This window comes from Kaistella montana, from assembly GCF_024436175.1.
GTDB lineage: Bacteria > Bacteroidota > Bacteroidia > Flavobacteriales > Weeksellaceae > Kaistella > Kaistella montana.
Genome location: NZ_JANFQP010000001.1, coordinates 230,921 through 243,106 on the forward strand (window position 1 = coordinate 230,921; position 12,186 = coordinate 243,106).

The following is a 12,186-nucleotide window of genomic DNA, read 5'->3' on the forward strand; positions in this document are numbered from 1 at the left end:
TTGAAAATCATCAGTTTGAAGTAAAAAAATGATTGGAATTAAAATGAAAATTGATTTCCAAAGATTTAATAAAAAGTAAAAAAGAAAGAAAATGTCAAAAAAGAGAGCGCTGATCTCTGTTTCCGATAAATCCGGACTCATTGATTTTGCAAGGTTTTTAGAAGAAAATAACTACGAATTGGTTTCCACCGGCGGAACTTTCAAACATTTGAAAGATGCAGGTTTACATCCTATTCAGATTGATGAAGTGACCGAATTCCCTGAAATGTTGGACGGAAGAGTGAAAACTTTGCATCCGAAAGTTCACGGCGGTTTACTCGCAGTTCGCGATAATGAGGAGCACATGAATACCGTTCAGCAACATGAAATCGGGCTGATTGATATGGTGATTGTGAATTTGTATCCGTTTTTCGAAAATGCCAATTCCGATATTTCTTTAGATGAAAAAGTAGAATTTATAGACATCGGCGGACCTTCCATGTTGAGATCTGGAGCTAAAAATTTCAATTCGGTTAGCGTAATTACCGATGTGGAAGATTACGCAAAAGTTCAACAGGAAATCGCTGAAACCGGAAATACCACTTTAGAAACTAGAAAAAAACTCGCCGGAAAAGTCTTTAACTTGACTTCAGCTTATGACGGTGCGATTTCAAAAATGCTTTTGGATGAAGAATATCCGCAGTATTTGAATGCTTCTTACAAAAAAGTTTCAGATTTAAGATATGGTGAAAACCCGCATCAAACGGCAGCTTATTATGTTTCCACCACCGATAACGGAGCGATGAAAGATTTCGAAATTTTGGGTGGAAAAGAATTGTCATTCAACAACCTTCGCGATATGGATTTGTGTTGGAAAGTGGTAAATGAGTTCAAAAACGAAATGGCTTGTTGCGCCGTAAAACATTCTACACCTTGCGGAGTTGCGGTAGGAAATTCAGCTTTAGAAACCTATAAAAAAACCTTCGAATGTGATCCGGTTTCTATTTTTGGCGGGATTATTGGAATGAATTTTAACGTGGATGCAGCCACAGCAGAAGAGCTCAACAAAACTTTCTTAGAAATTGTGATGGCGCCATCTTTTGATGAAGATGCACTTGAAATTTTAAGAAAGAAGAAAAATTTAAGAATTATCAAGATTAAAAATCCAGTTTCCGATGCTCAAACTTGGGTGAAAGTGGATGGAGGAATTTTGGTGCAAGATAATGACAATCAGTTCTCAGAAAAAATTGAAACCGTGACGGTTTTTAAACCAACGACAGAACAAGAAAAAGCACTTTTGTTTGCGCAACGTGTTGTAAAATATGTGAAATCAAATGCAATTGTCGTTTCCAATGGTTATCAAGCTTTAGGAATTGGCGGCGGACAAGTAAACCGAATCTGGGCAACCGAGCATGCAGTAGAAAGAGCGAAAGAAAAGTTCCAAGGAGATTTGGTTTTGGCTTCTGATGCGTTTTTCCCTTTCCGTGACGTGGTTGATTTCTGCGCAAAAGAAGGAATAAAAGCCATCATTCAACCCGGTGGAAGTATGAGAGACGAGGAAAGCATCGAAGCAGCCAACGAACACGGGATTCCAATGATGTTCACCGGAATGAGACATTTCTTGCATTGATAATTTTTAAAAGAATAGCCCTCTGAAAAGGCTGTATTTTTAAGAAATGAATAAAATTTTTCTCCAAACTAAATTTGAGATTCCCTTTCAAATTAGTAATTTTGGAGAATCCAAATAATAAAACAATGAAAATATTAATCATAGGAAATGGAGCCAGAGAGTCTGCAATTGCAGTAAAACTGAAAGGCGACAAAAGAATTACGAAAATGTATTTTGCACAAGGAAATGCAACAACCGATCAACTTGGGCAAAATGTATATGAAGAAAGTGTAGAAGGGCTTAGAGATTTCGCCATCAAAGAACGAATCGATCTTACCATAGTAGGTCCTGAAGCGCCGTTGGTGGAAGGAATTGTAGATGAATTCAAAAAACATGGACTGAAGATTTTCGGACCTGAAAAAAGAACTGCAGAATTGGAAGGAAGCAAAGCTTTCTCTAAAAAATTCATGCAAACCAATAACATCAAAACCGCAAAAGCAGTCGTGTTTGATGCTTACCAAGATGCAATTGATTATGTAAGAAAGCAGCAATTTCCAGTAGTTATTAAAGCCAGTGGATTAGCTGGTGGAAAAGGTGTTGTAATCGCTGAAGATCTTACCGAAGCCGAATCTACTATTCACAAATTCATGATCGAAAGAATTTATGGCGATGCCGGAATTCAATTGGTGATTGAGGAATATTTGAAAGGTTTTGAGGCTTCTATTATCGCATTTTCGAACGGAAAAAATCTGTTCCCATGTATTCCTGTAAAAGACTATAAAAAAGCAGGAAACGGAGATACCGGACCGAATACCGGCGGAATGGGAAGTGTGGCTCCAAGTCCGGAATTTACGGCAGAACATTACCAAGATTTCGAAGAAAATATCATGAAGCCGACGCTTGCTGGTTTAGAATCGGCGAATATTCACTTCAAAGGTTTTATCTTTTTCGGGTTAATGGTGACCAACAACGGAACTTTCCTTTTGGAATATAACATGAGAATGGGCGATCCGGAAACTCAGGTGATTCTTGCTTTGATGGAAAACGAACTGTATGATGTCATTATGGATTGTTTGGAAGAAAGAGAAATCAGCTTGAAATTCAAGGATGAAAAAGCGGTTTGCCTCGTCATGTGTTCCGGCGGATATCCACGAAAAATAGAAACCGGTTTCGAAATCAGAAATATAGAGAAAGTACAACAAAGCCAAGTGCTTTTCGCTGGTGCAAAAGCTTCCGGCTCTCGAGTTTTAACTACCGGAGGAAGAGTTTTGAGTTTGGTCGCGACAGGTGCAACTTACGATGAAGCCCGCAAAAAAGTGTACGATGACGCCAAAACCATCCATTTCGATTACGAATTTTACAGAGAAGATATTGGCAAATTTTAAAAGTAAAAGGCGTGAGAAATCACGCCTTTTTTTATAAAAGATTTTGTTCTAATATTTTGAAAAAGAAGCAGTAAGAAAATAGAATTAATAAAAAGTAAAAATTTAATGAATAACGGTATTATCATCCTCGATTTTGGATCTCAGTATAACCAACTCATCGCAAGAAGAATCCGCGAACTCGGCGTTTATTCCGAAGTGCTTCCGTTCAATACAAGTTTAGAAGATATTTTAGCGAGAAATCCTTCCGGAATTATCCTTTCAGGCGGACCAAGTTCTGTGAATGCAGAAGATGCCCATTTAGTCGATAAAGCATTGTTTGAAAAAGGAATTCCTGTTTTGGGAATTTGCTACGGAATGCAACTCACCACGCATCTTTTAGGCGGAAAAGTGAAAAAAGGCGAAAAAGGCGAATACGGAAAAGCCAAATTTGAAATCCAAAAATCTAATTCATTGCTTTCTGGCATTAGCCGATTTTCAACGGTTTGGATGAGCCATTTTGATGAGGTAGAAACTGCTCCTGAAGGATTTGCCATCAACGGAACAACGGATGTGATTTCCGCCATTTCCGATGAAAGCAAGAAAATTTATTGCGTACAGTTCCATCCGGAAGTTTCTCATACCGAAGAAGGAGCACGAATGATTGAAAATTTTGTTTTTAATATTTGTAAAGCGCCAAAAGATTGGAAACTTACCAATTATATCGATAAAACCGTAGCCGAAATCAAGGAAAAAGTGGGAGATCAAAAAGTGATTCTCGGACTTTCCGGCGGTGTAGATTCTTCCGTGGCGGCAGTTTTAATTCATAAAGCCATCGGCAATCAATTGCAATGTATCTTCGTGGATACCGGACTTTTAAGAAAAGATGAAGCCGAAAAAGTGATGAAAAATTATGGGGAACATTTTCATCTCAACATCAAATTGATCGATGCAAAGGAAAGATTTATGGCCAAATTGAAAGGCGTTTCCGATCCTGAAGAAAAACGAAAAATCATCGGAAACGAATTCGTGGTGGTTTTTGATGAAGAATCCCATAAAATTGAAGGCGCAAAATTCCTTGCTCAAGGAACCATTTATCCGGATGTGATCGAAAGTCAGTCGGTAAAAGGTCCATCAGCAGTGATTAAATCGCATCACAACGTGGGCGGACTTCCCGAAGAAATGGATTTCGAATTGCTGGAACCTTTGAGAGAATTATTCAAAGATGAAGTTCGAAAAGTAGGCGAGGAGCTTGGTATTCCGCACCATTTGGTTCACCGTCATCCCTTTCCTGGACCTGGTTTGGGAATTAGAATCTTAGGTGATATAGATGAAGAAAAAGTGAAAATCTTGCAAGAAGCCGATGATATTTTCATCGAAGAATTGTATAAAAATAATTTGTACGAAAAGGTTTCCCAAGCATTTGTGGTTTTACTTCCGGTGAAATCGGTCGGAGTGATGGGCGATGAGCGAACTTACGAATATACCGCGGTGGTTCGTTCTGCCAATACCACCGATTTTATGACCGCGACTTTCAGTAAATTTCCTTGGGAATTTCTGGAAAATATATCGAACAGAATCATCAACGAGGTGAAAGGCATCAACAGAATTGCTTATGATATTTCGAGCAAACCGCCTGCAACCATCGAGTGGGAATAGGTTTTAATAAAAAAATCCTTCTGAAATTTCAGAAGGATTTTTCTTTTTATTCTTTACTTCCGCCACCGTCTTTTTCAACATTGGTTTTGGTGTTTTCTTTCACTTTCTGGTTTCCGAATCTTTTGATAAAGGTTAAAGAAAATCCGTACCAGTCGGCTTTGGTTGAGTTTCTGAAAGTTCCGATCGGTGTATAAGTGGTCACATCAAATACCGGTCTTTGGAAAATGTTGAACATCTGCAAACTCGCTTCCATTTGGGTTTTCGGGAAAATTTTAGTCACCGAAATATTATGGAAGAAATTCATTTGATTGCCATAAGAATTCCCGTAATTCTGACTAAACAGCCCAAACCACCCGTTGATATTGATATTTTTGTTGAAAAGATTGTTGTACGAAATGTTCGATGAACCGCCGAAATTGGTGAAATAATCTTTGGCATCTTTCAAATTATTCTGCGCGTTGAAATCGCTGTTGTCGGTATAATTTAAGTTCAAGCTTAAATTTACATTCAGTTTGTTTTTCAAAAATTGCTGATTGGTATTAAAATTCAAACCATATTTCGCCACTTTTCCCGGGAAATTTTCTTCCATTTGAATGGTTTTGTCGCCGTCTTTGAAATAAGTCGTCCAGTAATCCTGATTGCTGTACCAGTAACTCGCAGTGATAAAATATTTCTTGTAAAGACCAAGTTTCAGGCTGAATCTGTCGTTCGGGTTGGGTTTCAGATTCATATTTCCGCGCATATAAGTTCCGTTGTCCATAGGCAATTCGAAAGGATTCATTTCGCTGTACCAAGGTCGCCAAATATTGTGCTTGTAAGTCGCCGTAAGATCCGATTTTTCGGACAATGGATATTTCACAAGCAAATCAGGAAGCAACGTTCCATATGCATCTGTTTTTTCGATATTTCCTATGTCCTGTCGCACTTTAAACCAAATATATTCGTAGCGCAAACCGATTCGGGTTTCTAATTTTTTGAAAAATGTTTTGCTGAAATTGGCATACACCGAGTTTAAATTTTCCAAATAATGAAAATCATTGCTTCGGGAAAGATCCTCAAGCCAGTTGTTGGCCGTCAATCCGTAATAATCATACGGAATCACATAGTTTTTATAGCTGGTTTTTCCACCAAATTCAATCGTACTTCCGGATTTTCCCAAAGGTTGCGAATAATCTGCCTTGAAATAATAATCCCGGTTTTGGTTATCCGCCAAAATCCTAATTCCCGTCGGAATGCTGCTCGTACTCGAATTGATGAGGTGTTCGTTGGTATCCGTCACCGAACTGTAATTAATTCCCGCGTTCAAATCGAGGATTTTGTTTTTCTCTTTGTCGTAATATTTATAGAAAAGGTTACTTCCTAAATTTCTATTTAAACCGGTTAAATTTTGGGTTTTTACATAGTAATCCTGCAGATTATTTGCGATAAAATTTTCTCCGTACGCATCGGAAAAACTGGTTCTCTTGCTTTGGGAATATTCAAAAATAAAACCGACGTTGTTTTTGTCATTCAGTTCCAACTCGGAAGTGGTGGAGAATGAAGGTGATTTTCCCGTTTCCGTACTTTCCGTTTGTATTTTGGTGAGCGCATTGTTTTGCTCAATGAAATTTTCATTATAGTTTTTCATCACATAAGTATTGTCGCTGTAGCCTCCGGTGAGGGTTTCGGTGAAATTCTTTTTGTGATAATTAAGATTGAAATTGGCGTATTGCGAGTTCTTGGTATTCTGTGTATTGGTGAGGGAAACGCTGCCTTTTATGCCTTCATTTTCCATTTTTTTCAGCACGATATTGATGACCGGACCTGTCGCCTCATATCTTGCAGAAGGCGTGGTGATGACTTCAATTTTCATCAAATTATCTGCTGCGATGGTTTTCAGGTAATCTTTCAGTTCCTTTCCGGTGAAAACCGTTTTCCTGTCGTTGATGTACACCGTCACCGATTCTCCTTCTGCGAGCAGGTTATCATTGCTATCCATGCTCACTTGCGGCGTCATTCTCAGGATGTCCCAAGTGGTGTTTCCGGCGAGAATGGAGCTGTTTGCGACATTAAAAACCGTTCTGTCTGCTTTGTTTTCAATGGTTGGTTTTTTAGCAATTACCGTAACTTCGGCGATGTCTTTGGTTTTGGTAGAATCGTTTTTTACTTGTGCAGAAATCATCAATACAGGTAAAAAAGCCAAGATGGTTAATGTTTTTTTCATAAAGTTTTCAATCTTTCAATAAGACAACGGTACCTGCATCTTTGTTACATTATGTTTTCATTAAAAGGAGAAATAATGAATAATATTTATCAAAAGAGATGTTTTGTCTCTATTAATGAAACAGTTACAACTTTCAATTTCGTTTTTCTGAAATAAACTATCTTTGCAAAATGGAAAAAATCACTTTTGCCGATTTCGAACTGCCCGAAAAGATTCTCGACGTATTGGCCGATCAAAATTTATTTGAACCCACGCCGATTCAGGAAAAATCCCTGAAACCAATCCTTTCTGGCCGTGACGTGATGGGAATTGCCCAAACCGGAACCGGAAAAACCTTAGCGTATCTTTTGCCTGTTCTTAAAACCTGGAAGTACAACAAAAACGGAAATCCAACCGTTGTAATCCTTGTTCCTACGCGGGAATTGGTGGTTCAGGTGACCGAAATTGTGAAAAATCTTACCCAAAATATTACTGCGAGAGTAGTAGGAATTTATGGAGGCGTGAATATCAAAACTCAGAAATTACTTTTTGATAATGGTTGCGATATTTTGGTAGGAACTCCGGGAAGAATCATGGATTTGGCGATTGATAACGCAATTTCTTTGAAAGAAGTTCAGAAATTGGTGGTCGATGAATTTGATGAAATGCTGAATTTGGGTTTCAAAGTTCAATTGGCGAATATCTTTACCATGATGAGAGAAAAAAGACAAAATATTCTTTTTTCTGCAACGATGACTGAAGCTGTTGATGCGGTTTTGGAAGAATATTTTGCAAATCCGATCGAAATTTCCTTGGCAAAATCTGGAACTCCATTGGAGAAAATTGAGCAGATTTCCTTTAAAGTTGAAAATTTCAATACGAAGATTAATCTATTGGAACATTTGTTGAAAACCGATACTGATTTTTCTAAAGTGTTGATTTTCTGTAATAATAAAAAGAATGCCGATTATCTTTATACGAAAATTGATGAGCTTTTCCCTGATGAATTCGATGTGATTCACTCCAATAAATCCCAAAATTACCGTTTGAATGCGATGAGAAACTTCGAAGCTCAAAAAGTGAGAGGTTTGATTACGACTGACATTATGGCGAGAGGTTTGGATATTTCAGATATTACCCACGTTATTAATTTTGAAATTCCTGAAGTTCCGGAGCAATACATCCATCGAATCGGACGAACCGGAAGGGCTGATAAAAATGGGATTTCCATTTCGTTTGTTACTAAAAAAGAGGAAACTTTGCTTTTGGATATTGAATTGTTAATGGACAAAGAGCTGAAACTGAAAGATTTCCCATCGGAAGTGAAAGTGAATCCTGTAAAAATCGCTTCAGAAAAAGAAACGGTGGTGATGAAAAATGCCCACACCGTGAAATTGGAAGAAGGTGGCGGCGCTTTCCATGAGAAGAAAGATAAAAATAAAAAGATCAACCTCGGAGGACCTACCAAAAGGAATCCACCGAAGACAAAACCAACCAATCGCGCGCAAGCTAAAGCTAAATCGAAAGCGAAACGAAAAAAATAATCCCGGATTTCCGGGATTTTTTTTATAAAAATTGAAGTTGTTATTTCCAGAACAAGTCCTCGTATTCAGGCTCTTTGAGTTCAGGATAATTTTGTTTTAAAAGGTTTTGAAGTTCTTCCTCTGTGGCCGTTTTTTCAATCTCAGGGAAAATTTGTCTTTCTTCTGTTCGGATGTGGAGTTCGAGTAAATCGCGAAAAATCTGTATCTGTTCAGGAGTTTCAAAACCGTCAGAAATCATTTTTTCAAGTTCGCGATGTTGCGAAATGGCTTCTTCAATTAGAGGATGCGAGTTGCCTAAAATAAGAAAAATGGTTTCTTCTTCTTCTGCAAAATGAGGTTTTAGGTTTTGTTCATAAAAGAGAACGATATATTTTGACATTCTTTCCACGGAAATGTCTTTCTTTAAACCTTCTTTTAATTTCCAGCAGAGCAATAATCCAAAGTGATGATCTCTGCTCAACTGTACTAAAGCTTCATGTCTTTTCATCGTTCTATTTTAAATAAGGTTCCATTACTTTTTTCCAGATTTGATATCCTTCGGGTTTCATGTGAAGCCTATCTTCGAGAAAAAGCTCTTCCCGTATTTTTCCGTCTGCGCTGTTCATTGCTTTGGTAATGTCGATGTATTCAGCATTTTTTTTTCTATCCATGAATTTTTTAATCATTGCATTCGCAACAGTATATTTTGGCCACAATTTTTCACGACTCGGCGACATTTTCATCGACACATACGCTACGGGAACTTCGGGATAATATTTGCGGATTTCTGCATAGAAATGTTTAAAACGGTTAAAAACCTCTCTTGGTTTCAGGTTTTCGTTTGCTGCCAAATCGTTTTCACCACAATAAATAATGATTTGTTTCGGAGCATACGGTTTCAGCAATTCATCAGAATAGAAATTTAAATCAGTTAGGGTAGAACCACCAAAGCCACGGTTTACGAATGTTTTACCAGGAAAATAGCTGTTCACATCCCTCCAATAGGTAAATGAGGAACTTCCTAATAAGAGAATGGCTCCTTTCGGTGGTGGATTTTCCTTATTTAATGTTTTGAATTGCTGAATGTCGTCCCAAAAAGCGGGTTTGTTTTGACTGTAAACGTTTGCAAATAATAGAAATACAACCAAAAATGCTAATGCCTTTTTCATGTTTTTAATTTGAATTAAAAATACTGAAAAAAGCAATAGCAATACAAAAAACCAATAAAAATTTTAGCTATCAATGATTCATAAAACCATTATTCCACCGCCTTTTTATTTCAGTTAAAATGGTTTTATGGAGCAGTCCATTAATCTTTGAATAATGAAACCCGTGTCATGGAATCTACTACTACATCAACTGCTGCATCCGCTTCCATCCACAATTGATACCCTTTTCCTGTGGCCAAACTATCCGGATCGGCAATGGTGTAAAAATAAAAGGTTAATACTTGTGGATTTCCACTAGAACCGGATGGTAATAAGGAAATAGAATTGATCTCAAAACCAGTATTTGGATTTTTAAAAGTGGCTTTTACCGAACTTGCAGAGTTAGAACCTGCAGTAACTGTGGCGATTACTCTCCAAATATGAACTTGCCCATTAATTTCGTTTTCTCTCCAACGTTGGGTTGCTGCAGTAGTTCCTATATAAATATTTTCGGTTACTCCAGGAAATGGAACCGTAGTTTCTGGCCAACTGGTGGTAGGACTTGGTGCAAATATTAGTGGAGTAGTGTAGATAATTTGCTTTGCAGTGCCATAAGTACTTCCGTTAGCACCTAAATTTACGGTAGGTTTCGTTCCTCCGGCTCCGGAATTAATTTTTACTACCCCATCATTTCCGGCTTGCGAACTTGTTGCAACAAATAATTGTCGCCAAACGGTACCGTCCCAAAATTCAAAACGATTAGCGGTAGTGTTATAAATAAGAGTTCCTGAGGCAAGTGCATTGTTGACAACTCCTGCCGGTGGAATCGTAAGAGGATCGTTGTCTGCCAAACTAGTGTCTCTTTCAGTTGAGGAAAGCCTTGGAATGAGAATTCCCTTGGCATTGGAATTGATATCCAAAACAGTAGCTTTGTTAGGATCCTGAGTGTTGATGCCTACTTGTGCGAACGAAATAGAGAATAGCAATAATGCTACTCCAAGAGTAAATTTTTTCATCATTTGTGGTTTTGTGTACGTCAAAGTTAGTCACATTATGTGATTAAAATTAGGGTGTTTTCACCCTTTTTTTTCTAGTACTTTTGTAGGATATATCTAATACTCTTTTTTAATTAATTGATAGTATTTTTTTGAAGATTTTCTCGGTAATAAAGGCAAAATTTAAATGAATTTTTTACATAAAAAAAACGCTTCGGAATTAATCCAAAGCGATTTTTTATGTTTAAGATGTCTAATATCTAGTGTCTAGCATCTAACATCTAACATCTAATATCTAATTAGTATCTGTAATATTCCGGTTTGAAAGGTCCTTCTACTTCTACACCGATATATTTGGCTTGTTCAGGAGAAAGAGTTTCCAATTCTACACCGATTTTTTTCAAGTGAAGGGCAGCTACTTTTTCGTCTAATTTCTTAGGAAGGGTATATACTTCGTTTTTGTATGCTGCTGAATTGGTCCATAATTCAATTTGTGCCAAAGTTTGGTTACTGAAAGAGTTACTCATCACAAATGATGGGTGACCAGTTGCACAACCAAGGTTTACCAATCTACCTTCTGCAAGGATGATTATTTCTTTGCCTTCAATGTTGTAAATATCCACTTGTGGTTTTACTTCATATTTGGTGTCACCATAGTTTTTGTTCAACCATACCATGTCGATTTCATTATCGAAGTGACCGATGTTACAAACGATGGTTTTGTCTTTCATCTTTTTGAAATGTTCCGCTCTTACGATGTTGAAGTTACCGGTAGTAGTGATGATGATGTCAGCATTTTCTACCACAGTTTCCAATTTTTTCACTTCGTAGCCTTCCATTGCAGCTTGTAGCGCACAGATTGGATCTACTTCGGTAACAGTTACAATAGAACCAGCACCTCTGAAAGAAGCCGCTGTACCTTTACCTACATCACCATATCCACAAACAACTACTCGTTTACCCGCTAACATTACGTCGGTAGCTCTTCTCACTGCATCTACAGCAGACTCTCTACATCCGTATTTGTTGTCGAATTTGGATTTGGTTACCGAATCATTTACATTGATTGCCGGCATCACCAAAGTTCCGTTGGCCATTCTTTCATACAAACGGTGAACTCCAGTTGTTGTTTCTTCAGAAAGACCTTTAATTCCTGCAGTTAATTCAGGATATTTATCGAAAACCAAGTTGGTTAAATCACCACCATCGTCTAAGATTAAGTTCAAAGGTTTTCTATCTTCGCCGAAAAATACGGTTTGTTCGATACACCATTCGAATTCTTCCTCGTTCATTCCTTTCCAAGCGTAAACAGGAATTCCTGCAGCAGCAATTGCAGCAGCAGCGTGGTCTTGCGTGGAGAAAATATTACAAGAAGACCAAGTAACTTCAGCTCCTAATGCTACTAAAGTTTCAATCAAAACTGCAGTTTGAATCGTCATGTGAAGACATCCTGCAATTCTTGCCCCTTTCAAAGGTTGTGAAGGTCCAAATTCTTCACGGATTGCCATCAAGCCCGGCATTTCTGCTTCAGCGAGCATGATCTCTTTTCTGCCCCATTCAGCTAGGGAAATGTCCTTTACTTTGTAAGGAACGTATTGTGTTGTTGTGTTCATTGAATTGAAAAATTTTTGCAAAATTACGCAATTTTATTCTGACTTTCAAAAAGGTTCTACAGCAGTTTTTTTTGTAAAAAAAATTAGAATGTTGGGGATTCATCTTACTTTTTTTAA

9 protein-coding genes are annotated in these 12,186 nt (G+C 37.7%); 4 read left to right on the top strand and 5 right to left on the bottom strand.

Going from position 1 to position 12,186, the window contains the following annotated elements; genetic code table 11:
- The first annotated feature begins 91 nt into the window (after positions 1 to 91).
- From purH to guaA, 3 genes are all read left to right on the top strand, one after another.
- Positions 92 to 1,609, top strand: a complete 1,518-nt coding sequence (purH, locus tag NOV28_RS01130; RefSeq protein WP_255926692.1) for a bifunctional phosphoribosylaminoimidazolecarboxamide formyltransferase/IMP cyclohydrolase — start codon at positions 92 to 94, stop codon at positions 1,607 to 1,609.
- Positions 1,610 to 1,734: 125 nt separating this feature from the next.
- Positions 1,735 to 2,973: a phosphoribosylamine--glycine ligase gene (gene purD, locus NOV28_RS01135; protein ID WP_255926694.1), complete on the top strand. Its 1,239-nt coding sequence runs from the start codon at positions 1,735 to 1,737 to the stop codon at positions 2,971 to 2,973.
- A gap of 105 nt (positions 2,974 to 3,078) precedes the next feature.
- On the top strand, positions 3,079 to 4,608 hold the full coding sequence (gene guaA, locus NOV28_RS01140; RefSeq protein ID WP_255926696.1) for a glutamine-hydrolyzing GMP synthase: 1,530 nt from the start codon (positions 3,079 to 3,081) through the stop codon (positions 4,606 to 4,608).
- Positions 4,609 to 4,654: 46 nt separating this feature from the next.
- Here the strand turns inward: guaA and NOV28_RS01145 are convergent, their stop codons facing one another.
- Positions 4,655 to 6,811 carry an outer membrane beta-barrel family protein gene (locus tag NOV28_RS01145; RefSeq protein WP_255926698.1) on the bottom strand — a complete coding sequence of 719 codons (2,157 nt, stop codon included), beginning with the start codon at positions 6,809 to 6,811 and terminating at the stop codon, positions 4,655 to 4,657.
- Positions 6,812 to 6,981: 170 nt separating this feature from the next.
- Here NOV28_RS01145 and NOV28_RS01150 point away from each other — a divergent pair, with 170 nt between their 5' ends.
- Complete coding sequence (locus NOV28_RS01150) at positions 6,982 to 8,334, top strand: DEAD/DEAH box helicase (RefSeq protein ID WP_255926700.1); 1,353 nt, start codon at positions 6,982 to 6,984, stop codon at positions 8,332 to 8,334.
- Between the two features lie 40 nt (positions 8,335 to 8,374).
- Here the strand turns inward: NOV28_RS01150 and NOV28_RS01155 are convergent, their stop codons facing one another.
- The 4 genes from NOV28_RS01155 to ahcY form a co-directional block, all read right to left on the bottom strand.
- Positions 8,375 to 8,821, bottom strand: coding sequence for a hemerythrin domain-containing protein (locus NOV28_RS01155; protein WP_255926702.1), 447 nt, complete (start codon positions 8,819 to 8,821; stop codon positions 8,375 to 8,377).
- A gap of 4 nt (positions 8,822 to 8,825) precedes the next feature.
- Entirely contained in the window at positions 8,826 to 9,482 is a 657-nt protein-coding gene (locus NOV28_RS01160) for a GDSL-type esterase/lipase family protein (RefSeq protein ID WP_255926704.1), read from the bottom strand.
- 140 nt (positions 9,483 to 9,622) lie between these two features.
- On the bottom strand, positions 9,623 to 10,477 hold the full coding sequence (locus NOV28_RS01165; protein ID WP_255926706.1) for a phage tail-like protein: 855 nt from the start codon (positions 10,475 to 10,477) through the stop codon (positions 9,623 to 9,625).
- A gap of 278 nt (positions 10,478 to 10,755) precedes the next feature.
- Positions 10,756 to 12,069 carry an adenosylhomocysteinase gene (gene ahcY, locus NOV28_RS01170; protein WP_255926708.1) on the bottom strand — a complete coding sequence of 438 codons (1,314 nt, stop codon included), beginning with the start codon at positions 12,067 to 12,069 and terminating at the stop codon, positions 10,756 to 10,758.
- Positions 12,070 to 12,186: the final 117 nt, after the last annotated feature.